This window comes from Cryobacterium sp. 10S3 (genome assembly GCF_034344045.1).
Lineage (GTDB): Bacteria > Actinomycetota > Actinomycetes > Actinomycetales > Microbacteriaceae > Cryobacterium > Cryobacterium glucosi.
On the sequence record NZ_CP133773.1, the window covers coordinates 1108321 to 1130937 of the forward strand.

Consider the following 22617-nt stretch of genomic DNA (forward strand, 5'->3'; position numbering starts at 1 on the left):
GAACCAGGTCGACCATGAACCCCGCGGCGCGGCGCGTGCAGAGGATCTACCTGATCCTCCTGCTCGGCAACACCCTGGCCGCGTCCTTCATCTGGGGCATCAACACGCTGTTCCTGCTCGACGCCGGACTGTCGAACTTCGAGGCCTTCGCCGCGAACGCATTCTTCACCGCCGGGATGGTGCTCTTCGAGATCCCGACCGGGGTCGTCGCGGACACGGTCGGGCGGAAGGCGTCCTACCTGCTGGGCACGATCACGCTCTCGGCCACCACCGCGCTGTACTGGTTGCTGTGGCTCTGGCACGCGCCCTTCGGCTGGTGGGCGCTCGTGTCCGTGCTGCTCGGGCTCGGCTTCACGTTCTTCTCCGGTGCTGTGGATGCCTGGCTCGTCGATGCTCTGACCTTCAGCGGGTACACCGACGGCCTCGAGGCGGTCTTCGGCAGGGGACTCGTCGTGACCGGCATTGCGATGTTCGCCGGGTCGGTCCTCGGCGGCGTGATCGCCCAGGCGACCAATCTCGGCGTTCCTTTCCTGCTGCGCGCCGGGGTGCTCGTCGTGATGCTCGTGTTCGCGGCGGTCGTGATGAAGGACCTCGGATTCACTCCGGATCGATCCCAGGGACCGCTGAAGGCGACCAGGACCGTTCTCGCCGAGTCGATCGAGCACGGCCTCCGGAGGCGCTCCGTCCGGTGGGTGATCCTGTCCGCGCCCTTCGCCTCCGGGGTCGGGGTCTATGCGTTCTACGCCCTGCAGCCCTACCTGCTGGTGCTCTCCGGCGACCCGTCCGCGTACTCGATCGCCGGTCTCGCCGCGGCCGTGCTCTCGCTCGCGCAGGTCGCGGGCGGGGTGCTGGCCCCGCGTATCCGGGGAGTATTCCACCGGCGGACGACCACGGTGATCGGGGCATCCGTCACGAGCATCGTCGTGCTCATCGCTCTCGGGCTCACCAGCCTCTTCTGGCTCGCGATCGTGCTGCTGGTGCTCTGGGGGTTCGTCTTCGCCGTCGCCGGCCCGGTGCGGCAGGCGTACCTCAATGACATGATCCCGTCGAAGCAGCGCGCGACGGTGCTGTCGTTCGACTCACTGTTCGGCAGCCTCGGCGGGGTCTTCGTCCAGCCGGCACTCGGCCGCGCCGCCGACCTCTGGGGCTACGGAACGTCGCTCGTGATCGGAGGCCTCATTGAGCTGATCGGCATCCCGTTCTTGTTCGCCAGCCGACGCCAGCGCGATCCGGCCGACACCGTCAGCACCCTGCGGGCGGATGCCGCGCCGCAGGAACCCGAGGCGCACTGACTGCCGGCCGAGCCGAGGCTCACCTCTGGGACTCCCCGGCGCCGAGCGGTTCGCCGGCGCGCCAGTAGTTGAGGCTCAGCGCGCCCCCGACGAGGAAGAGGACCGCTCCACTGAGGACAGTGGCCTGGAAGAACGGCTGCTCCTCGAAGGCGAGGGCGATCCAGCATGCCCCGAGGAAACCGCCGCCGAGGCCGCCGAGGCCGGCGAACCAGAGGTCGAAGCGCCAGCGGTATGGCATCCACCGCCAGAATCCCTGCGCTGAACCGCCGGAGGCCGCCTCGGGATGGACCCACACCCAGGCCAGGTAGAACGACTTCTTGATCAGGGAGGCGAGCATGGTCGCAAGGAGGCCGCCCGCGATCACGCCGTAACTGCCGAGGAAGAGCCAGACCGCGGTCGACTGGTCTCCGCGCAACCCGTCCGGCCAGCCCCCGGCCATCATGCTGCGCACGGGCATGGCGATCAGGGCGACCCAGGCCGCCAACGGGAGCAGGAGCCACAGCGCATGCGCCCAGAGCGCGAGGGTCCGGTCGGCACCCGTCGCCGGCGTTGGCCGATCAGGACGCCCGCGACAACGAGACCCGCACCGATCAGCTGGCGCGCACCGAAGGGCTCGGCGGCGACAAGCGTGCCCAGGAGCACCCCGGTGACGGGATTGAGGAGACCGACCAACCCGACCGTCGCCGCCGGCAGGTGCCGGAGACCCGAGAACCAGGCGACGAACGCGACGGCTGTTGCGATCACCGTGACGTACGCGAAGCCGGCCAGGGCCGGACCGTCGAGGGCGGGCGGCGGGCCTTCGACGAACGCCGCGAACGGCAGGAGCAGGAGTCCGCCGGCGACCAGCTGCCAGGAGGTCATCGCGATGGTGGACTCCCGGGCCGCCCATTTCCTGGCCAGGATGTAGCCGACCGACGACATCAGCATGGCGACCACCGAGGCGAGTACCCCCACGGGATTCACTGCGCTGCCGCCGTCGAGGAGCAGGACGCACACGCCGGCGAATCCGGCACCCGCGCCGAGCGCGGCCGTCCAGGTCGGGTGTTCGGACAGCATCGGCCAGGCCAGGAGCAGGAGTACCCCGGCCGAGCTGGCCATGATCGTGGCCGCCACGCTCGAGGGCAAGAGGTGGGAGGCAATGTAGATGAGGACGAAGAACGCTCCGACATTCAGAGCCCCGAGTACCAGGGACTTCCACCACCAGGCGCCGCGGGGAACGGACCGCGCCAGCGCCAGCAGGAGGAGGCCCGCAGGCAGGGCGCGCAGCGTGCTGCCCCATAGCGGATAGTCGAGGGGCAGGAACTGCCGGGTGACGAAGTAGTTCGATCCCCAGGCGATCGGGGCGATCGCGGTGACGAGCAGCCAGCGCCATTTAGTTTCCATGGAAGCTACTATAACTTCCATGGAAGGTATAGTGGCAGTATGACGGAAGACGCATCGGATCGGGTCGCACGCATCCAGGCTGAATGGCGACGTGAACGCCCGGATCTCGACGTCGCCCCGCAAGCCGTCATCGGGCGTCTGCACCGGCTCGCCGCCCACCTTACCGGGGAGCTCGCGAGTGTCTATCGCGCCCACGATCTCGGGGAGGGGGAATTCGATGTGCTCGCTGCCTTGCGTCGCGCCGGCAGTCCCTACGAACGAGCGCCTCGTGAACTCGCCGACCATACGATGGTGACGACGGGCGCGATGACCAAGCGACTCGACCGGCTGGCGGCGGCCGGACTGATCGTGCGCAGGCACGTCGCCGGAGACGGTCGGCGCCGGGTCGTCGCGCTCACCCCCCGCGGCCTCGACGTCATCGATGCCGCGTTCGCAGACCACATGGACAATGAGCGACGCCTGGTCGACCAGCTCTCCGACGACGATCGTGACCGGCTCGAGGCGATCCTGACCCGGTGGTTGCGCGCCTACGAATCCCCGCTGCCGTCGTAAGCATCACCGGGAGAGCGCCTGATCCGCCAGCGCGGGGCCGGTCGCCTGAAGCGACCGGCCCCGCGTCCTGCCATGCGGTCAGCTCACGCTCTGGTGCACCTGGCTGTAGCCGATGGAATCCGCAAGGGTCCCGACGAGCCCGAGTGTCACGGAGCCGAGTGTCGACGGTAGCCCGCCCGGCGGGGGAGTGGCCGCTCCGAAGCTGACGCTGGTTCCGTCGGGCAGGGTCGTGGTGATCGAGTCCAGGTAGACCTGCACGTTGCCGTGCAATTCCATCCGCGGGGAGCTCGTCACGAGGCCGGAGCCGGATGTCGACCGCACGTCGATGACGGCGTCCGTCAGAACAATGTCATCGGCCACGATCCTGAGCGCGGGCACGGTGGTGCCGTCGGCGTGCGACACGGTCACGACCGTCACTGAGGCGAGCCCGGTGATGGTCATCGAGGATGCGCCGAGTTGAGCCGCCGGGTTGCCGAACACGGGTGCATTCGGGTCTGCCACGGCGACAACCGCCGCCGCGGCCGGGGTGTTCGGGCCCGGAGCCGTGACGCCCACGGTCGGACCGGTGGTGGGGACCGGGATCGGGGCAACGACGGGAGCCGGATCGACCGGAGCTGTCGGGACGGTGCTGGGGGTCGCATCCGCCACGGTTGGGTCAGCGGTCGTGCTCGGCGTCGGCGTCGGGACGCCGCAGTCCACGAGGAGCAAATCGCACGGCACGGCCTGACCCGGCGACGGCATCGCTGCCGCCCCGATCGCCGACAGCGACAGCACGAGCCAGACGCCGACGACGCGCGGTCGCAGATCGCGGGTGCGCCCGCGGTCGCGCATCACAGGGCACGCCGCGGACGCGAGCGTTCTTCGAAGAGCTCACCCAACTGGATGTCGGGCTCCTCGACCGGGCTCGCAAACAGCTCGACGGCGGTTCCCGCCCTGGCCGGCTTCGGCATCCAGGCGACGACCAGAATGCCGCCGATCGCGCTCAGGACCATCCCGATGAAGAATCCGCCGAGGTTGACGCCGACCAGCGAATAGATCGAGAACACCAGTGTGATCACCCCGTAAAAGATCCGGTGCGTGGGCATCGCGATCGCGAGGATACCGAGCAGCACCACGATGATCGGGATGATCATCGCCTGCATGCCTTCGATCCCGACCTGCACGTGGATCGTGCCGACGTCGAGCTGGCCGGAGAAGAACATCTCCACTCCGGCCAGCACGACGAGGATGCCACCGACGAACGGTCTCTGACGGCACCAGGCAGTGAATGTGGCCCACGTGCTGGTTTTCATCCGGTCTCCTCCGTGGTGACGGGGTGCTTCGATTAGAAGCACTCAGTTCCGTTGGTCAGCTGCAGGTGCATGCCGTTCAGGGTGAACACCGAGGCCTGGGTGCTCCATGCCGTCTGCTGAAGCCCGGCGACCTTGATCGTGTCGGCGTCCTGGGCGAAGTCGCCCGTGGTGCCCTTGGCCGCCGTCTTCACCGCGGCGGCGTCCACGCCGATGCGGATGTTGCCGAAGGTCGCGTCACCCTTGAGGTCGGTCATGCCGATCTGCAGGTCGGTCGCGGTGGCCGGCTTGCCGCCGCCGCCCGCACCGATGAGCAGGCCGACCTTGCCGAGCGGGGTCACGGCGACCACGGACTGGCACAGGTCGGCCAGACTCGCGGTCGCGATGTTCGCGATCGCGACGGGGTGGTACGTGCCGGTCTTGCCTTCCTGGGCGACGCCTCCGTACTGAGAGAAGCCCGTCCCATCGAGCTGGGAAGCGCTGATCTTGAACTGGCCTCCCGACACGGCGAACGAGACGGGGACGGCGCCGTTGGCCACCCCCGCCATGAGGACGGTGGACAGCAGGGCCACGGGAACCGCAGCGAGCACGATCCGTCCGGCGTGGGTGCCGGTGAGCTTGGTGAACTTCATAGATCCTCCTTGATCTGGGCAAACAGTCCGGCAGGTCGTTATTGACTCGCCAACCAATAAGCGCTGTTGACGAGTGTACTAATAGCCGGATTTGCGAAACATCACGGTTTGGCAACGCTTTTTGCGATCTGCTAACCGGGCACTCGCGTGGGAGTGCCCGGTTCGGGGGTGCCGTGGACGGCCCGCTGCCGAACGCGGATATGCTCTAACCATGGAAACGGAGCGGCGAACGCGGCTGACTCCGGACGAGCGCCGGGCCCAGCTGGTCGCGCTCGGAGTGAAGTCCCTCGCGGACCAGCCGCTGGAATCCCTCACCATCGACTACCTCTCCGCGCGGGCCGGCGTTTCCCGCGGATTGCTGTTCCACTACTTCACCTCGAAGAAGGGCCTGCACCGTGAAGTGGTGCGCACAGCCCGCGACGCCATGCTGGACGCCACAGAGCCTGCCCCGGAACTGCCGCCCCTCGAACGACTCCGCGACACCCTGACGCGGATCGTCGGTTTTGTCCGCGAGTACCGCGGGACATTCTTCTCCCTCGTGCGCGGTGTCGCGAGCGGCGACACCGAGGTGCGCGAGGTGCTGGAAGAAGCACGGGCGGCCCAGGCCGATCGCGTGATCACGGTCTTCCTGGAACTCGGAGTCGCGGACTCGGAGTTGCTTCGTCTCGCCCTGCGCTCCTGGGTCGGATTCGCCGAGGACATCCTCGTCGACCTCGCGCTCGACACCGAGATGCCCTCAGAGGAGATCGTGTCGTTCCTGGAGCGGAGCGTCACGGCGATCGCGGTATCCGTTGACCCGCAGGGCACGATCGCTCGCGAGTGACGTTCGTCGCGGATTCCGGTCAGTCCTGGCGGGCGTCCCTGCGGTCCTGACGCAGCTGTGAGACCTTGGAGGCACCCCGCCTGGCGAGGTCGTTTGCCCGGCGGCTGACCTTCTTCGCGCCGTCGAACTCGGTGCCGAGCAGCGCGAGGCCGCCGAGGCTGATCAACGCGCCGGGCCCGGGGAGAGGGATGAGCACGATACCCAGCACGACGGTTCCCCCGCCGATGACACCGACGGAGGTGCGGTAGACGCGGTCGACGGTGCGGTTGCGGCCGATGAGGTCGCGGGCGGAGTGGGCTACGGTTCTGACCGGCATGCCGCGAGTGTAGCCGACCCGGTTGGGCTGGGGAGGTTAGGCCGTCTGGTCTGCCGGGGGGCCCGGTTGGACGATATTCGGCCAGAGGCGCCCGCGAGAGTACCCGGTTGCACTGCTGTGACCGAACCAGATGATCGTCGCGAGATAGCCCCAGGTGAAGAGCTGGGACCCGAGTCCGGTGCTCCAGGTCGTTCCCGTCCCCGCGTCCCAGCCGTTGAGGATTCCCAGGCCGACGGCTCCAACGGCCAGCCACGCGATCATGGTCTGAAACATGCTCGCGCTGCGCAAGGTCTCGGCGCGGAAGGCGTCGTCCCAGGCCTGCTCGAGGTCGGTACCCGCCGACTGGGCCTGGCGGAGGATCCGCCGTGATGCGAACCTGCCGGCCTCGAGGCTGGAGCCCGCAACGGCAAGAACCGGAAGCGCGGCGCTCTGCAGGAAGACGGCGAGATCGAGAACGCCGACGGACCCCAGCCAGAGGGCTGTGCCCGCGAGAACGGCCGCGACGATCACCAGCAAGGGGGCCGCGCGCAACCGTCCAGGGCTGACGTAATCGGCGAGAACGACCGCGGGCGACCGATCCGGTCGAGTGCCATTCATGGAGGGCAGGAATCGCGACTGTCGAACGGTGAGACCCAGGTCGAGTGTGGACGCTCCTATCAGGGTCGCCGGCAGGGCGACCAGCCAGACGAACGGGGGCGAGGCGAGTTCCGGTCGCAGAAGGAGGATCACGGATGCCGCGAGCAGACCGGTCAGCGCACCGACGAGGACGACGGTTCCTGAGGTGCGAATCCGGCGGCGGACGGTGGCCGCCATCCGTTCAGTGCCGATCGGCAAACCGGTGGTGTGCCAGAACTGCAGAAAGCGCCGGTCCTGCGCCCCTCGGGTCCGCGTGACGAGTAGTGAGCCCAGGATCATCAGCCAGCCCACAGCGACGCAGACCCAGACAAAGACAGTATCGGATGACATGCGGCCCCCAGCACTCGCGATGCACAACAACTTAGCATTGGATATTGCATCGTGTTCAGCGGATTGAGGCGGGGGCATCCGTTGTGTCACCTTGGAGGACCTTCGTCGCGATTCTCTAGGCTGGGGTCATGCTCGACGTAACGGACGATCCCCGGGCGCAGCTCGCGGCTCTGTGCGAGCGCGGCCTGGACTGGCACACCGGGGTGACGCGTTCCCTGCCGGATGCGGCGCAGGCAAGGCACGCTGCGGTGCTCGTCCTCTTCGGGGTGCTCGACTCTTCGCCTGCCCAGTCACCGGTGCAGGGACGCGCGCGAGCGCAGGTCCCACGGGACCTCGACGTGTTGCTGCTGCGTCGTGCTGCAACGCTCGGGAGCCACCCGGGGCAGATCGCCTTCCCGGGCGGACGGCTCGAAGCCTCCGATGCCGGCCCGATCGCGGCCGCTCTGCGGGAGGCCGTCGAGGAGACCGGCCTCGACCCGGAGGGCCTCGAGCCGCTCGGCACCCTTCCGGCACTGCCCGTGCCGGTGAGCAACCACCTCGTGACCCCGGTGCCGGCCTGGTGGACGCGCGAGTCGGAGGTGGCAGCCGTCGATCACCTGGAGACGGTCGACGTCTTCCGGGTGCCCGTCGCAGACCTGCTCGACCCCGCCAACCGGGTGAGCACGGCTCACACCGTCGGGGGAGCCGCGTACCGTTCGCCGGCCTTCACCGTCGGCGGCCGGCTGATCTGGGGGTTCACGGCGATCGTGCTGTCGCGGATGTTCGATGAGCTCAGCTGGGCCGAGCCGTGGGACCTCGGCCGGACCGTTCGGCCGGACCTGTAGCCGCAGAGGTGTGGGCCGCTCCCGACCCCGGCAGTGGACGGGAGGTGCCTGAGACGAGCGCGGCCCCGGCGATCAGATCACCGGGGCCGCGAGTGCAGTTCTTAGACGGATGTCTCCGTGCGGGCGGGCAGGCGCCAGCCCGGCCGGACATAGTGGCAGGTGTACCCGGCGGGGTACTTCTCCAGGTAGTCCTGGTGCTCGTCTTCGGCTTCCCAGAAATCGCCAGCAGGCTCGACCTCGGTGACGACCTTGCCCGGCCACAGGCCGGAGGCGTCGACGTCCGCGATCGTGTCGCGGGCGACCCGTTCCTGCTCGGGCGTCGTGTAGTAGATGGCCGAGCGATAGCTGCGACCGACGTCGTTGCCCTGCCGGTTCTTCGTCGACGGGTCGTGGATCTGGAAGAAGAACTCCAGCAGCTCGCGGTAGCTGATCACCGCGGGATCGAAGACGATCTCGACGGATTCGGCGTGGTCACCGTGATGACGATAGGTCGCGTTCGGGGTGTCGCCTCCCGAGTAGCCGACCCGCGAGGAGATGATGCCGGGGCGCCGGCGCAGCAACTGCTGCGCTCCCCAGAAACACCCTCCGGCCAGGATCGCTTGTTCTGTACTCATGATTCCTCCACATACGTTGGGGTGACCGCCGGCTGCGTTCTCACGTCGCCCGCGGGTCAGTGGATAGAACACCGCTCGTGTCGCAGATGTTCCATCACCGCGCCGACGGCCTCCGAGCGCTAGTCGCGGCGGGGGTGGCGCGGGGCGCGGTCCTCGCGGCGCACCGGGCCGCTGTTGTCCGGCTGGATCTCGATGAGCTTGCCGCTGATCCGGGTTCCCACGAGACGATCGAGGACGTCCTGGGACAGGTTCTCTGGCAGCTCGACGAGCGAGTAGTCCGGGTTGATCTGGATGTGCCCGAAGTCCTCGCGGCTCAGGCCGCCCTCGTTCGCGATCGCGCCGACGATCTGGCGCGGCTCGACCTTCTGGCGCTTGCCGACCTCGATCCGGTAGGAGACGAGCGGGATGGTGCTGTCGCGGGGGCGCGGTTCGGGGCGCTCGCTCTTGCGCGGGCGGTCGTCGCGGTCCCAGCGATCGTCGCGTCCGCCACGGTCGTCGCGTCCGCCACGGCTGTCGCGGTTGTTGCGATCGTTGCGGGGCGCATAGCTGCCGCTGTCGTTGCGCTCGGAGCGTTCGCGTTCGTTGCGTTCGCGTTCGTCGCGACGCTGGTTGCGGGCATCCTGCTCGGAGAGGAGCAGCGGGGTCTCACCCTGGGCGACGACCGCGAGAGCTGCGGCGACGTCGGCCTCCGGCACGTCGTACTGCTCGACGTAGTGGGCGATGATGTCGCGGAACCGGTCGACGCGGGCGGTCTGGCCCAGCGCCTCGGTGATCGCGTCGTCGAAGCGCGCCAGGCGGGTGATGTTGACGTCCTCGACACTCGGCAGCTGCATCTGGGTGAGCGGCTGGCGGGTTGCCTTCTCGATGGCGTTGAGCAGGTGACGCTCACGGGGTGTGACGAAGCTGATCGCGGCACCGCTCCGCCCGGCGCGGCCGGTGCGGCCGATGCGGTGCACGTAGGACTCGGTGTCGATCGGGATGTCGTAGTTGATGACGTGGCTGATGCGCTCGACGTCGAGGCCGCGAGCGGCGACATCCGTTGCGACGAGGATGTCGAGCTTGCCCGACTTCAGCTGCTCGACCGTGCGTTCACGCTGAGCCTGCACGACGTCACCGTTGATGGCGCTCGCCGAGTAGCCGCGCGCGCGAAGCTTCTCGGCGAGGGTCTCTGTCTCGTTCTTGGTGCGGGTGAAGACGATCATGCCCTCGAAGTTCTCCACCTCGAGGATGCGGGTGAGCGCGTCGACCTTCTGCGGGTACGAGACCATCAGGTAACGCTGGGTCGTGTTCGCCGAGGTCGTGGTCTTGGTCTTGACCGTGATCTCTTCGGCGTCGTGCAGGTACTTCTTGGCGATGCGCCGGATGGACGCGGGCATGGTCGCAGAGAACAGCGCGACCTGCTTGTCTTCCGGGGTGTCGGCGAGGATCGTCTCGACGTCTTCGGCGAAGCCCATCTTGAGCATCTCGTCGGCCTCGTCGAGCACGAGGTACTTCAGCTCGGACAGGTCGAGGGTTCCCTTGGCGAGGTGGTCCATGATGCGACCGGGAGTACCGACGACAACGTGGACGCCGCGACGGAGCGCGGAGAGCTGGACGCCATAACCCTGTCCGCCGTAAACGGGGAGGACGTGCACGCCGCGCATGTGCGAGGCGTAGCTTTCGAAGGCCTCGCAGACCTGGAGTGCGAGCTCGCGGGTGGGGGAGAGGACGAGGGCCTGCGGGTTCTTCTGCGCCATGTCGAGGCGGGACAGGATCGGCAGCGCGAACGCTGCCGTCTTTCCGGTCCCGGTCTGGGCGAGGCCGACGACGTCGCGGCCGGCGAGCAAGGGGGGAATGGTCGCGGCCTGGATGGCCGAGGGAGTTTCGTACCCGACGTCCTTGAGGGCTTTGAGCACGGCATCGGTCAGGCCGAGCTCGGAGAAGGTCTTCGCGACGAGGGCAGTTGCTGCCTCGCTCGGCGCTGTTGTATCAGGAGGCGTCATGTTATCAAAGGTAGTCGGTCGAAGCTCACCCCCCTATTAGGGAGACCGGGCCATCGGGACGAATCGGGCCGAATATGTACCATAGGGGGGTATCGGGTGTACCATAGGGGGGTATAAGGATCCGACGAGGAGGACAGCGCGATGACGGATATCAGTTCTACGGAGGTCGGTGCGACCGCGGTCGGTGCGACCGCAGCAGGTGCGACCGCAACGATCGCCGCCGAAGCGAGTGCAGACCCGCACAGCGGTCCGCATGGCTACATGTCCAACAAGGACGCCTACCTGAAACGGCTCCGCCGGATCGAGGGCCAGGCCCGCGGTCTGCAGGGCATGGTCGCAGACGACAAGTACTGCATCGACATCCTCACCCAGGTGTCGGCGATGACGAGCGCCCTGCAGGCGGTCGCTCTCGGCCTGCTCAACGACCACCTCAGCCACTGCGTGGTCGAGGCCGCCGTCAAGGGCGGCGACGAGGCCGACGCCAAGGTCAAAGAGGCCTTCGACGCCATCGCACGGCTCGTGCGGTCCTGAGCCACGGCTCACCCATTCACTACAAGGAACCAGAAAGAAGTGCATTCCATGATCGGACAGACGGAAAACGACCTCGGCATCAGCGAATACCAGGTGACGGGGATGACCTGCGCGCACTGTGTAGCGGCCGTGACGAAGGAGGTCGGCAAGCTCGCCGGCCCCGAGAACGTCGCGATCACCCTCGTTCCGGGCGGCACGTCCGTCCTGACGGTAACCGGCGCCCCAGTCGACCGTGCTGCCGTCGCAGCCGCCGTCGACGAAGCGGGTTACGAACTGGTCGCTGAGTCACGATGACCACCGAACGCGTCGACCTTCTCGTGGGCGGGATGACGTGTGCCTCCTGCGCGACCCGCATCGAGAAGAAGCTGAACCGGATGCCGGGAGTCGAGGCATCCGTCAACTACGCCACCGAAAAGGCGAGCGTCTCCCTGCCAGAGGGCACCACCGTCGACCAGGCCATCGCCGTGATCGAGGACACCGGTTATACCGCAGAGCGCCCGCGCCCGCCGGAGCCGACCGCCGGGACCTCTGGCAGCGCACCCGCTCCCACGGCGCAGGAGCTCGAGGTGGCGAGCCTGCGTCACCGCCTCCTCGTGTCGACGGCGCTCGCGATCCCCGTCGCCGCGATGTCGATGATTCCCGCCCTGCAGTTCACCAACTGGCAGTGGCTCGCCCTGACCCTCGCGGCGCCCGTCGCCGTCTGGGGCGCCTGGCCCTTCCACCGCGCCATGTGGATGAACCTCCGGCACGGCGCGACGACCATGGACACCCTGATCAGCATGGGCATCATCGCCTCACTCGGCTGGTCGCTCTACGCGCTCTTCTTCGGCACCGCCGGCATGCCGGGCATGCGGATGACGTTCAGCCTCACCGCCCAGGCCGGCGGCGGAGCGAACGAGATCTACCTCGAGGTCGCATCCGCGGTCACGGTCTTCCTCCTCGCGGGCCGGTACTTCGAGGCGCGCGCGAAGAAGCAGTCCGGGGCGGCGCTCACCGCCCTCCTCGAACTGGGCGCCAAGGAGACCGCCGTGCTCCGTGACGGCGTCGAGGTCATCGTGCCCACATCATCCCTCGTCGTCGGCGACCAGTTCGTGGTGCGGCCCGGCGAGAAGATCTCCACGGATGGCGTCGTGGTCGAGGGCGTGTCCGCCATCGACGCGAGCATGCTCACCGGCGAAGCCGTGCCGGTCGAAGTCGGTCCGGGCGCCGTCGTCGTCGGGGCGACCCTCAACTCGGGCGGACGGCTCGTGGTCCGGGCCACCCGGATCGGCGCAGACACCGAACTCGCCCAGCTCGGGCGCCTCGTCGAGCAGGCCCAGACCGGAAAGGCCGACGTGCAGCGCCTCGCCGACCGGGTCTCCGGGGTGTTCGTGCCGATCGTCCTCGGTCTCTCCCTCGCGACCCTCGCGGTCTGGCTTCTGGTCGGTGCAACCCCCGTCGTCGCCTTCACCGCCGCCGTCGCGACACTCATCATCGCCTGCCCCTGCGCGCTCGGGCTGGCCACACCGACGGCACTGCTGGTCGGCACCGGCCGCGGCGCACAGCTCGGCATCCTGATCAAGGGCCCGCAGGTGCTCGAATCCACCCGGCGCGTCGACACCATCGTGCTCGACAAGACCGGCACCGTGACCACCGGGCGGATGTCCCTGGTTCAGGCCGTCCCCGCCTCAGGGCTCGAGGCCGCCGAACTGCTCCGGTTCGCCGGGGCCGCAGAGGCCGGGTCCGAGCATCCGATCGCGAAGTCCATCGTGACCGGGGCGAGGGAACGGGTCGGTACCCTCCCGGCGGCCGAATCGTTCGCCTCCGCGGACGGCCTCGGAGTACAGGCCGTCGTCGACGGTCGCCTCGTCGCCGTCGGCCGGCCGCGTTGGCTCACCGAGCAGTGGGGCATCGTCTTCACGCCCGACCTCGAGGCGGCGCTCGCCGCTGGCGAGGACAGAGGCGAGACCCCGGTCGCCGTGGCCTGGGACGGAGTGGCCCGCGGCATCCTCACCGTCGCCGACGCCGTCAAGGACACGAGCGCCGCCGCAATCGCCGAATTCCGCCGCCTCGGCCTCACCCCGGTGCTCCTGACAGGGGACAACGACACCGTTGCCCGGAACGTAGGCACCCTCGTCGGCATCGACGACGTGCGCGCCGGCGTGCTCCCCGCCGAAAAGGCCGAGGCCATCCGCGCCCTGCAAGCCGAGGGACGGGTCGTTGCCATGGTCGGCGACGGCGTGAACGACGCCGTCGCGCTCGCCACCGCCGACCTCGGCATCGCCATGGGCACCGGCACCGACGTCGCGATCGAGGCGAGCGACCTCACCCTCATCCGGAGCGACCTCGTCGCGGCAGCGGATGCCATCCGGCTGTCCCGGCGCACGCTCGCCACGATCAAGGCGAACCTGTTCTGGGCCTTCGCCTACAACGTGGCCGCGATCCCGCTCGCCATGCTCGGCCTGCTCAACCCCCTGATCGCCGGCGCCGCAATGGCGCTGTCCTCGGTCTTCGTGGTGAGCAACAGCCTCCGCCTCCGCGGTTTCCGCGGACTGACCCTGCCGGCCGCTGCCCCTCGTACCCCCACGGGTATGGCGAGTAGCGTGACGGTATAACGAAGGAGAACAGAATGATGTGGGGCAACGGGTACGGCATGGGATTCATGTGGTGGGTGTGGCCGGTCGGGCTGGTCCTGATCCTGGGCGTAGTCCTGCTCACCATCGTGACCATCCGGGTCTTCAGCAGCGGGAGCGGGACCCGTGCGGAAGGGCCGCAGGGCAACGTCCCTTCCGGGCCGGTTTCGACCAGACGCAGCGCAGCACGCCTCCTTCTGGACGAGCGCTTCGCGCGCGGCGAACTCGACGCCGAGGAGTACCGGCACCGCGTGCAGGTGCTCGGGGAGTAGTCGACTCAGGCTCAGGCTTCGCCGCCGCCGCGCCCGTTTCGGCAGACCTAAGCCGCCGTTTCGGGCGCGCCCAACTTTAGGGTCGTCCTTCGTGCTGACCTCGGCGGTCAGGAGCCCAGCGTCAGTCTTGCGCTGCTGAAAGCGAGTGCTCAACGGATGCAAGGTGGAGATTGACGCCCAGGCCTCTGATCTGATCCTGAGCGTCGACCGGAAGCTCCTCGTCGGTGACGATCGCATCGAGCCTTTCGAGCGGGGCGACCAGGAACTTCGAGACAGTGCAGAACTTGGTGCTGTCGGCCAGCAGGAAACACGCCGACGCGGCCTTGAGAGCCGCCAACTTGATCTCGACCTTGTCGAGCGAGGGAGTAGTGACGCCGCGGGGAAGGCTCCACGTTCCCGTACTCAGGAAGAACAGGTCGAGGTTGATCGAGGAGAGCGTCTGGGCGGCCAGACGCCCGCAACTCGAGCCGCTGGAGGCATCGACGAGGCCACCGGTGTGGATCGTCTCGATATTGGGGTAGTCGAACAAACTGGTCACGACGTAGAAGTCATTTGTCACGACGGTCACGTTCTTGCGCTCCCGGAGGAACGGGACAATGGATTGGCAGGTCGTACCGGCGTCCAGGAAGATGACCATTCCATCCTCGACGAAACCGGCGCCGAGTTCGGCGACGGCCTGTTTCCGGGGGAGTTCCAATTGCGCGCGAGAAACTCGCTCGCGCGGCGGCTCTCTGCTTGTCCAATCGGCGAGACGCACACCTCCCTGCACCGATGTGACGAGGCCGCTCTCCTCCAGGGCGGCAATGTCCCGGCGCACAGTCATGTGCGACACATTCAGGAGGTCGGTGAGGTTTCGGATACCGAGAACACCCTGGGCGCGCAGAACGCGAAGTATCTCCTGTTGGCGCTGCTCGGGGATCAGTGGCATAAGAGAGGCGCTCATGGTCCTGCCTTTCTGGTGGGTACACCCCTCAGCTTAACTTAATTTCACATATGTGTCACACGTTTGCACATTTGGGGTACTCTGTTAAACAATGTTAAAGAAATATGCAACTTTAGAAGCCATCGTCCAGACCGGCGCCGTCCTCATCGTGCGCCTCAATGATGCCGAGGAAGCGTTCGCAGTATCGGAGGCCGCCATCGCAGGCGGATTCCGCGCACTCGAGATCACACTTTCGGTGCCCGGAGCCCTGGGAGTAATCGAGAGACTGTCGGCGAAGTACGCGCACCAGGGCGTGGCAATCGGTGCCGGAACCGTGATCGACGCCGAGTCCGCATACGCGTCCATTTCCGCCGGTGCCCAGTTCCTGGTGAGCCCACAGCTCAACCCGAAGATGATCGCCCTCGCCAATCGATATCAGGCGGTGACGATCAGTGGCGCGTTCACCCCGACTGAGATCCTCGACACTCTCGAGGCCGGCGCAGACATCGTCAAACTCTTCCCTGCCGAGATCGCCGGACCTCAATATGTGCAAACGATCCTTGCGCCTCTGCCTCAGGCACCCATACTGCCTGCCGGCGGAGTCACCAAGGACAACGTCAAGGCCTGGTTCGACGCTGGTGTCACCGCAGTGGGCGTCGGGAGCTTCGTGACGAAAGCCGCCCAGGCCGATGGCGACTACTCGAAGGTCACCAGCGCCGCCGAAACCTTCCTTGCCGCGATCAGCGAAGCCCGCAAGTAACCCCCTCAATCACCAAGAAGGCCGACGATAATCGTTGGTCAGATCACAAAGGAGTGAACCCCATGACCAAGTTGTCTATGGAGGCTGATTCATCCGCACTGGTAGAACCGAAAAGCGTCAAGATCCGCTGGTTCTTCATCGCCCTGCTCGTTCTCGGTGGCATCGTCAATTACCTCGACCGGGGCACGCTCAGCATCGCGAACACCACTATCGCTGCGGAGTTCCACCTGAACGCCATCGAAATGGGACTTCTGCTCTCCGCATTCGCGTGGCCGTATGCCATTGCGAACCTGCCTGCCGGCTACCTCGTCGATAAGTTCGGTCCGAAGCGCATGTACGCATGGGCGGCGATCGCCTGGTCGGTTGTATCCATGGCCACTGCCCTGGCGAACTCGTTCACGTTCATCTACGTGATGCGAATGGCCCTGGGCATCTCGGAATCCCCGTTCTTCACGTCGGGACTGAAGGTCTCCGACCGCTGGTTCAACAAAACCGAGCGCGCCCTTCCCGTGTCGATTGTGAATACCGGCTCGCAGATCGCCAACGCGATCGCGCCGCCGCTGCTGACGTTCCTGCTCCTGACGATGAGCTGGCGAGGCATGTTCGTGATGGTCGGCGCACTCGGCATCGTGGTCGCCGCAATCTGGATCAAGATCTACCGTGACCCGACGGCAATGGAAGAGATCCGCATCAAGGGTGCGGCGCTCCACGAGGAGAACCACCCCAAGGACAAGCAGGTTGGTTGGGGCGACCTTCTCAAGCACCGCAACACCTGGTTCATGATCATCGGAGCCTTCGGTATCTTCTACACGGTCTGGGTCTACCTGACCTGGCTCCCGAGCTACCTGCAGACCGCGCGCGGGTTCAGCCTCAGCCAGACCGGCTGGCTCGCCGCGCTGCCCTTCCTCTGCGGCATCATCGGCGTCCTGGCCGGCGGTATCATCTCAGGAAAGGCCATCAAGAGGGGCATACCCACCATCAGGGCGCGCAAGATCCCGATCGTCGGTGGTGCCCTCCTGGCAGCCGTCGCGGTCCTGCCGGTCGCATACGTCGACAACACGCCGCTCGCGATCACTCTTCTCTGTATCGGGTACTTCGCAGCGCAGGTCCCCATCGGAGTCATCTGGACGCTGGCCGCCGACCTCGCAGAGAAGAACCAGGTGGCATCGCTCGGCGCCATCCAGAACTTCGGTGGATTCCTGGGCGCCGCACTGGCCCCCATCGTCACCGGCTACATCCTGAACGCGACCGGGGGCAACTACACCCTCGTATTCGTGATCGGTGGGATCATGCTGCTGGTCGGTGCACTCTCCTACGGGTTCTTCGTCAAGGACCGCCGCCCGCGCATCACCGCCTGACCGTCGCCCTGTGGGGCCCGGCCAAGCGCCGGGCCCCACAATCCAGGCCGATGAGCACATCAATTCACTGAAGAAGAGACAGTTGCAGACCATGAAGCCCAAAGTATTCTTTGTCGTCGGACCCGCAGGCTCCGGCAAATCGAGCGTGAGCAAATTCATCGCCCGACAGAACCACGCGGCGTACATCGACAAGGACACCGCGACAACCGGTTTCACCGAGCTCCTGCTGGAATTGCGTGGATTCGACAAGAACGAGCGAGACAACAACGAGTACTACCAGACGGTCATCATGCCGCTGGAGTACGAGACGATCCTCAAGCTCTGCCGCGACAACCTGGCCCTAGGGAACTCGGTGGTCCTCGACGCGCCGTTCGGCAAGTACTTTTCGAACGAAGACTTCCTCACCGAAGTGCATGCGAGGTATTACTGGCCAGAGGCCGAGAAGATCGTCGTTCACGTGCACGTGGACGGTGAAGAGATGCGGCAAAGGCTCATCAATCGGGGCTATCACCGCGACGAGTGGAAGTTGCACAACTGGGACGCATTCTGGGCCAAGGCGCAATCCGTGGACTGCGCCTGGAAGTCGGCCCACCACGTGGCGTTCAACAACAACGGCGACGGGATCGACACCACCGAATTCGATCGGGTGATCGAGGGCATCGACGCCGAGATGGCGAGGCTCTAGCGACCAAAGGCGGGGTGTGCCGTGTCGCGCGCGGCCGGGGAGCCGTTCGCGGGAGGATGGGAGCATGGCCAACACTGAGCAACAGCCCTGGGTAAAGAACTACCAACCGGGGGTTCCTGCCGAAATCGACCTTCCGACGGAGTCGCTCGTCGCCATGCTCGAACGGTCCGTCGCCGAGGCAGGCAGCCACCCGGCCCTCGAGTTCTTCGGACGGCGGACGACCTACACCGAGCTCGGTGAGCAGATCGACCGCGCGGCGGAGGGCCTCCGGCACCTCGGCGTCCGCGCCGGAGACCGGGTCGCGCTCCTGCTGCCGAACTGCCCCCAGCACGTCGTCGCGTTCTACGCGGTGCTGCGCCTCGGCGCGGTCGTGGTCGAGCACAACCCGCTCTACACCTCGCGGGAACTCCGCCACCAGTTCGAGGACCACCAGGCCCGCATCGTGATCGCCTGGGACAAGACGGTCGCGGCGATCCGCGCCTTCCCTGCCGACATCGAGATCGACCACATCGTCTCTGTCAACCTGCTGATGGCGTTCCCGACGATCAAGCGCCTGGCCCTGTACCTGCCGGTCAAGAGCCTGCGGGAGTCCCGCGAGGCCCTCACTGGTTCCGCGCCCGGCACGATCGCCTGGAAGGAACTACTCACGCACGGTCGCATCGACCCGGAGCACCCGCATCCGTCGGTCGACGACCTTGCCGCCATCCAGTACACCTCCGGCACCACGGGCCGTCCCAAGGGTGCGATGCTCACCCACTTCAACCTGTATTCGAACGCGCTCCAGGGCGAGGCGTGGATGCACGGAGCCGAGTATCGCAAGGAGATCTTCTACGCGATCCTGCCGATGTTCCACGCCTTCGGCATGACGCTCTACCTGACTTACGGCATCCGCAAGCAGGCGCTGCTCGTGCTGTTCCCGAAGTTCGAGCCCGGGCTGATCCTCGCCGCGATGAAGAAGTCGCCCGCGACCGTCTACTGCGCCGTTCCGCCCATCTACGAGCGCACCGCCCGGGCCGCGCAGGAACAGGGCGTCTCGCTGCGCTCCTGCAAATACTGCATCTCCGGCGCTATGAACCTGCCCGCGCACGTCGTCGAGCTCTGGGAATCGGTCTCCGGCGGCCTTCTTGTCGAGGGCTATGGGATGACCGAATCCTCCCCGGTCGCCCTCGGCAACCCGTTCTACTCCACCCGCCGTCCCGGAACTATCGGGGTGCCGTTCCCCTCGACCCTGATGAAGGTCGTCGATCTCGACGACCCGAGCATCGAAGTAGCCCAGGGGCAGCCGGGGGAGCTGTTACTCAAGGGTCCTCAGGTCTTTCAGGGGTACTGGAACAACCCGGACGAAACCAAGAAGGCGCTCTTGCCGGGCGGCTGGCTGCGCACCGGCGATATCGTCACCGTGGACGCCGACGGCTTCACGACAATCGTCGACCGGGCCAAGGAGCTCGTCATCACCGGCGGGTTCAACGTCTCACCCACCGAGGTGGAGACGGCGCTGCGGCTGCACGCGTCCATAAAGGACGCCGCGGTCTTCGGCAAGCCGCTCGAGCGCGGCGGGGAGATGGTCGTCGCAGCCGTGGAGCTCGAGCCCGGCGCGACGCTCGACCAGGAGGCCCTGCGCGCGCACTGCCGTGAACTGCTCGCCGCATACAAGATCCCGCGCCGCATCGTGCAGATCGACGACATGCCGCGGTCGATGCTCGGCAAGATCCTGCGCAGGCAGGTGCGCGAGCAGGTGCTGCCGCTGCTCTGAGGCGGATCGTACCCGCCACCCGTTTGTTGTTATCACAAACAAATACCCGGGATGCGGTTTAGGATTGTCCACGTGGACCTCACCGAACGACCGACCCCCGATCCCGACCGCTCCGAATTCGACAAGATGGTCGCGGGGGACTGGTACCGCTACCGGTCCGGCCCCGAGCTCGCCGAAATGACGAACAGCACCCAGCGCACCTGCCGTCGGATCACGGCCCTCTACGACGAGGACAGGGAGGCCGCATACGCGCTGCTGACGGGCATGCTCGGCACGGCGGGGGAGAACCTCGACTTCCGGCCGCCGATGTACCTCGACTACGGATCCCGCCTGCACATCGGCAGGGACACCTTCATCAACGGGGACTTCCTCACCCTGGGCGGCGGCGAGATCACGATCGGGAACAACGTGCTGATCGGGCCGAGCGCCCGCCTCTACACGCCGATCCACGCTCTCGACGTCGACGAGCGCCGCGCGGGCTACGAGCGCGTTCTGCCGATCCACATCGGCAACGACGTCTGGCTCGGCGGCAACGTCGTCGTATGCCCCGGGGTCACGATCGGTGACGGCAGCGTGATCGGTGCCGGGTCCGTCGTGACCAAGGACGTGCCGGCCGGGGTCATCGCCGTCGGCAACCCGGCCAGGGTCGTGCGCACGATCGGCGAGCCGGAGCAGGCCACGGGCGAAGGCGAATAGAGCCGCGCCTCGCCGAGTGGCCCGAGTGGCCCGGCAAGCCCGAGACCGCCCGCAGCGGATGCCGCGGCTCAGGTGCCGAGGTAGCGTCCCGGCCGGTGGTTGAGCGCGAGCACGAGGTTGAGCACGATCGCGCCCGCCGCCGAGAGGGCGACGTTCAGCGGTGCGACGACCGTGATCGCGGCGACGACGACGGTCACGTCGAACACCATCTGCACATACCCGGCACGCCAGCCGAGGCGCTCCTGCAGGAGCAGGGCGAGGATGTTGAACCCACCCAGGCTGGCCTTGTGGCGGAACAACACGATCAGCCCCACCCCGATCACGAGGTTGCCGAACAACACGCCGTAGACCGGATTGAGGTGCTCGATCCCGAGGGCGTACGGGTGCAGGGACGAGAACGCGGAGACGAGCGCGACCGCGATGACGGTGCGCAGCGTGAAGTTCCAGCCCTTCTTCCAGAGAGCGAGGGCGAAGAACGGCACGTTGATCGCGAAGAAGAACACACCGAACGGCACGGGAGCCGCGTAGCTCAGCAGGAGCGCGAGTCCCGCCGTGCCGCCGGTCACCGCCGCGCTCGCCTTGAGCAGGAACAGCCCGAACGACGCGAGGAGGGTGCCGGTGAGGATTCCGAGAACGTCCTCGACCGCCGAATGGCGCGGCGCGACATCCGTGTTGAGTGTTCTGGGCTCGACGGCCAGGGGAGATTTCGGCATTATGCAAGTCTGCACGATGGCACGGGTAACGTTTCGCACCCGTGCGTGGTTGTCCACGGTATGACTGTTGCCCTGTCCATTCTTGACCTCGCTCCGATTGCACCCGGGCAGACTGCCAGGGAGAGCTTCGCGGGAAGCGTCCGCCTTGCGCAGACCGCCGAGAAGCACGGCTATACCCGTGTCTGGTACGCCGAACACCACAACATGCCGACGATCGCGTCCTCGGCCACGAGCGTCCTCGTCGGCCATGTCGCGGGCCAGACGTCGACCATCCGGCTCGGCTCCGGCGGCGTGATGCTGCCCAACCACTCTCCGCTCACCATCGCCGAACAGTTCGGCACCCTCGCCGAGCTCTACCCTCGGCGGATCGACCTGGGCCTCGGCCGCGCCCCGGGCAGCGACCAGACCACCGCGCGGGCGATGCGTCGCGACCCCCGCGCCTCCGACCAGTTCCCCCAGGACGTGATGGAGCTCCAGGCCTACCTGCGCGGCGAGTCAATCGTGCCGGGGGTGCAGGCCATCCCCGGTGCCGGCACCAACGTGCCGCTCTACATCCTCGGCTCCTCGCTCTTCGGAGCAGGCCTGGCCGCGGCGCTCGGCCTGCCGTACGCCTTCGCCTCCCACTTCGCGCCGGACGCCCTGCACGAGGCCATCGCCCTGTACCGGCGCGACTTCAGGCCCTCGGCGCAGCTCGCCGAGCCGCACGTGATCGTCGGTGTGAACGTGATCGCCGCAGACGACCGGGCGGATGCCGTCCGACAGTTCGAGGAGACCCGGCGGAACCGGGTGCGCGGCATGCTCACGCGCGGTCCGGCGTCGCCGGAGTACACCGACCAGCAGGTCGACGCCTTCCTCATCACTGCGGAAGGGCGTCAGATCGCGAATATGATGCGCTACTCGGCCGTCGGCGATCCCGCAGACGTGCGGGTCTTCCTCGACGACTTCGTCGCCTCGACCCACGCCGACGAACTGATCATCGCGCACGCCTCGCGGGACATCGAGGCTCGGCTGCGCTCGGTCGAGCTGACCGCCGGAGCCATGAACGGCGTGACCGTCTGACCGATCCCGGCGCCTTGGATTCTTCGCATGGGAGGGTCCTCCTAAAAGGGGACTATCCGATTCCGGCAGGCGGTGGCGTTAATGTCAGCCACGAGTCGAGAGGTTCCATGAGCTGCCCGGGGTCACCGGTAGCCCCGGCCGACCGTCGTGAGAGCCGGAGATCCGATGTCGCACCCCGCAGTCCAAACCACCCGCCGCCGCACGCCAGCTGTCGCCTCCCTGTCGCTTCGCCTGATTTCCCGGGACGACGCGATCAGGACGATTCGCCTCGTCGTCGTGCGGTGCGAGGATGACAGCCTGCAGGAGATCCGGTTCCGCGACCAGGTGATCGGCTTCATCCGCCGGGACGAGCCGTTGTTCCGCGCGCTCAGCGGCACCCAGCTCGACGGGGCGTGTGAACGCGGACACTCCCTGCTCTGGGACAAGGCGGCGGCTCTCCTCGTCGACGCAAGCGGGCTGCTCCCCGCCTGACCGTGCATTCGGCGCGGGCGCGACCGGTCGTGGAGCGCGGGCGTCGCTGGGGAGCGTAGCGTGGAGCAGACCCGATCGATTTTCGATCGTGGGTAGACGCAGGGCATTTCTT

General features: G+C 67.1%; 26 protein-coding genes. 15 read left to right on the forward strand and 11 right to left on the reverse strand.

The genetic code is table 11. The features are described 5' to 3' along the window. Positions 1 to 14 precede the first annotated feature (14 nt). The gene (locus RHM57_RS05110; RefSeq protein ID WP_322136078.1) at positions 15 to 1292 is read left to right on the forward strand and encodes an MFS transporter; all 1278 of its coding nucleotides are present in this window, start codon (positions 15 to 17) and stop codon (positions 1290 to 1292) included. A 19-nt stretch (positions 1293 to 1311) separates the two neighbouring features. Here RHM57_RS05110 and RHM57_RS05115 read toward each other — a convergent pair whose 3' ends face one another. Next, the gene (locus RHM57_RS05115) at positions 1312 to 1776 is read right to left on the reverse strand and encodes a hypothetical protein (RefSeq protein ID WP_322136077.1); all 465 of its coding nucleotides are present in this window, start codon (positions 1774 to 1776) and stop codon (positions 1312 to 1314) included. Continuing rightward, complete coding sequence (locus RHM57_RS05120) at positions 1755 to 2675, reverse strand: DMT family transporter (protein WP_322136076.1); 921 nt, start codon at positions 2673 to 2675, stop codon at positions 1755 to 1757. The genes RHM57_RS05115 and RHM57_RS05120 overlap by 22 nt, the downstream gene beginning before the upstream one ends. Before the next feature lie 39 nt (positions 2676 to 2714). On the opposite strand from RHM57_RS05120, the gene RHM57_RS05125 reads away from it, so the two are divergent. Next, complete coding sequence (locus RHM57_RS05125; protein WP_134450234.1) at positions 2715 to 3227, forward strand: MarR family winged helix-turn-helix transcriptional regulator; 513 nt, start codon at positions 2715 to 2717, stop codon at positions 3225 to 3227. A gap of 78 nt (positions 3228 to 3305) precedes the next feature. Here the strand turns inward: RHM57_RS05125 and RHM57_RS05130 are convergent, their stop codons facing one another. The 3 genes from RHM57_RS05130 to RHM57_RS05140 are packed head-to-tail and all read right to left on the reverse strand — an operon-like array spanning position 3306 to position 5148. Then, positions 3306 to 4061: a hypothetical protein gene (locus RHM57_RS05130; RefSeq protein WP_322136074.1), complete on the reverse strand. Its 756-nt coding sequence runs from the start codon at positions 4059 to 4061 to the stop codon at positions 3306 to 3308. Continuing rightward, a complete protein-coding gene (locus RHM57_RS05135; protein WP_174774589.1) occupies positions 4058 to 4519 on the reverse strand; it encodes a DUF6114 domain-containing protein in 462 nt (153 codons plus the stop codon). The genes RHM57_RS05130 and RHM57_RS05135 overlap by 4 nt, the downstream gene beginning before the upstream one ends. Positions 4520 to 4551: 32 nt before the next feature. Beyond that, positions 4552 to 5148, reverse strand: a complete 597-nt coding sequence (locus tag RHM57_RS05140) for a DUF6230 family protein (protein ID WP_134450236.1) — start codon at positions 5146 to 5148, stop codon at positions 4552 to 4554. A 211-nt stretch (positions 5149 to 5359) separates the two neighbouring features. Between RHM57_RS05140 and RHM57_RS05145 the strand changes: the two genes are divergently transcribed. After that, positions 5360 to 5971 (forward strand): TetR/AcrR family transcriptional regulator, encoded by a 612-nt coding sequence (locus RHM57_RS05145; protein ID WP_322136073.1) that lies wholly within the window; start codon positions 5360 to 5362, stop codon positions 5969 to 5971. A gap of 19 nt (positions 5972 to 5990) precedes the next feature. Here RHM57_RS05145 and RHM57_RS05150 read toward each other — a convergent pair whose 3' ends face one another. Next, on the reverse strand, positions 5991 to 6287 hold the full coding sequence (locus tag RHM57_RS05150) for a PGPGW domain-containing protein (protein ID WP_134561327.1): 297 nt from the start codon (positions 6285 to 6287) through the stop codon (positions 5991 to 5993). A gap of 36 nt (positions 6288 to 6323) precedes the next feature. Next, positions 6324 to 7253, reverse strand: a complete 930-nt coding sequence (locus RHM57_RS05155; protein WP_322140749.1) for a hypothetical protein — start codon at positions 7251 to 7253, stop codon at positions 6324 to 6326. Between the two features lie 128 nt (positions 7254 to 7381). Here RHM57_RS05155 and RHM57_RS05160 point away from each other — a divergent pair, with 128 nt between their 5' ends. Beyond that, positions 7382 to 8077, forward strand: a complete 696-nt coding sequence (locus RHM57_RS05160; RefSeq protein ID WP_322136071.1) for a CoA pyrophosphatase — start codon at positions 7382 to 7384, stop codon at positions 8075 to 8077. Between the two features lie 101 nt (positions 8078 to 8178). Here RHM57_RS05160 and msrA read toward each other — a convergent pair whose 3' ends face one another. Then, on the reverse strand, positions 8179 to 8691 hold the full coding sequence (gene msrA, locus RHM57_RS05165; protein WP_134558512.1) for a peptide-methionine (S)-S-oxide reductase MsrA: 513 nt from the start codon (positions 8689 to 8691) through the stop codon (positions 8179 to 8181). A gap of 119 nt (positions 8692 to 8810) precedes the next feature. After that, complete coding sequence (locus RHM57_RS05170) at positions 8811 to 10673, reverse strand: DEAD/DEAH box helicase (protein ID WP_134558511.1); 1863 nt, start codon at positions 10671 to 10673, stop codon at positions 8811 to 8813. Positions 10674 to 10814: 141 nt separating this feature from the next. On the opposite strand from RHM57_RS05170, the gene RHM57_RS05175 reads away from it, so the two are divergent. The 4 genes from RHM57_RS05175 to RHM57_RS05190 are packed head-to-tail and all read left to right on the forward strand — an operon-like array spanning position 10815 to position 14088. After that, positions 10815 to 11204, forward strand: a complete 390-nt coding sequence (locus tag RHM57_RS05175) for a metal-sensitive transcriptional regulator (protein WP_134450243.1) — start codon at positions 10815 to 10817, stop codon at positions 11202 to 11204. A gap of 48 nt (positions 11205 to 11252) precedes the next feature. Next, positions 11253 to 11498, forward strand: coding sequence for a heavy-metal-associated domain-containing protein (locus RHM57_RS05180; protein ID WP_134450244.1), 246 nt, complete (start codon positions 11253 to 11255; stop codon positions 11496 to 11498). Then, positions 11495 to 13798 (forward strand): heavy metal translocating P-type ATPase, encoded by a 2304-nt coding sequence (locus RHM57_RS05185; RefSeq protein WP_322140750.1) that lies wholly within the window; start codon positions 11495 to 11497, stop codon positions 13796 to 13798. The genes RHM57_RS05180 and RHM57_RS05185 overlap by 4 nt, the downstream gene beginning before the upstream one ends. A 14-nt stretch (positions 13799 to 13812) precedes the next feature. Beyond that, entirely contained in the window at positions 13813 to 14088 is a 276-nt protein-coding gene (locus RHM57_RS05190; RefSeq protein WP_322136069.1) for an SHOCT domain-containing protein, read from the forward strand. A gap of 121 nt (positions 14089 to 14209) precedes the next feature. Here RHM57_RS05190 and RHM57_RS05195 read toward each other — a convergent pair whose 3' ends face one another. Beyond that, positions 14210 to 15031 (reverse strand): DeoR/GlpR family DNA-binding transcription regulator, encoded by an 822-nt coding sequence (locus RHM57_RS05195; RefSeq protein WP_322140751.1) that lies wholly within the window; start codon positions 15029 to 15031, stop codon positions 14210 to 14212. Between the two features lie 91 nt (positions 15032 to 15122). On the opposite strand from RHM57_RS05195, the gene RHM57_RS05200 reads away from it, so the two are divergent. From RHM57_RS05200 to RHM57_RS05220, 5 genes are all read left to right on the forward strand, one after another. Further along, on the forward strand, positions 15123 to 15770 hold the full coding sequence (locus RHM57_RS05200) for a bifunctional 4-hydroxy-2-oxoglutarate aldolase/2-dehydro-3-deoxy-phosphogluconate aldolase (protein ID WP_134450248.1): 648 nt from the start codon (positions 15123 to 15125) through the stop codon (positions 15768 to 15770). Positions 15771 to 15832: 62 nt separating this feature from the next. After that, positions 15833 to 17128: an MFS transporter gene (locus RHM57_RS05205; protein WP_134450249.1), complete on the forward strand. Its 1296-nt coding sequence runs from the start codon at positions 15833 to 15835 to the stop codon at positions 17126 to 17128. A 10-nt stretch (positions 17129 to 17138) separates the two neighbouring features. Next, complete coding sequence (locus RHM57_RS05210; protein ID WP_322140752.1) at positions 17139 to 17813, forward strand: ATP-binding protein; 675 nt, start codon at positions 17139 to 17141, stop codon at positions 17811 to 17813. 64 nt (positions 17814 to 17877) lie between these two features. Next, entirely contained in the window at positions 17878 to 19566 is a 1689-nt protein-coding gene (locus RHM57_RS05215; RefSeq protein WP_322136067.1) for a long-chain-fatty-acid--CoA ligase, read from the forward strand. 72 nt (positions 19567 to 19638) lie between these two features. Next, positions 19639 to 20262 (forward strand): sugar O-acetyltransferase, encoded by a 624-nt coding sequence (locus tag RHM57_RS05220; RefSeq protein ID WP_322136066.1) that lies wholly within the window; start codon positions 19639 to 19641, stop codon positions 20260 to 20262. 68 nt (positions 20263 to 20330) lie between these two features. Here RHM57_RS05220 and RHM57_RS05225 read toward each other — a convergent pair whose 3' ends face one another. After that, positions 20331 to 20975, reverse strand: a complete 645-nt coding sequence (locus RHM57_RS05225) for a YitT family protein (protein ID WP_134450252.1) — start codon at positions 20973 to 20975, stop codon at positions 20331 to 20333. Positions 20976 to 21035: 60 nt separating this feature from the next. Here RHM57_RS05225 and RHM57_RS05230 point away from each other — a divergent pair, with 60 nt between their 5' ends. Together RHM57_RS05230 and RHM57_RS05235 are read left to right on the forward strand one after the other, a co-directional pair. Next, positions 21036 to 22034, forward strand: a complete 999-nt coding sequence (locus tag RHM57_RS05230) for an LLM class flavin-dependent oxidoreductase (protein WP_322140753.1) — start codon at positions 21036 to 21038, stop codon at positions 22032 to 22034. A gap of 165 nt (positions 22035 to 22199) precedes the next feature. After that, the gene (locus tag RHM57_RS05235) at positions 22200 to 22505 is read left to right on the forward strand and encodes a hypothetical protein (protein WP_134450254.1); all 306 of its coding nucleotides are present in this window, start codon (positions 22200 to 22202) and stop codon (positions 22503 to 22505) included. Positions 22506 to 22617 lie beyond the last annotated feature (112 nt).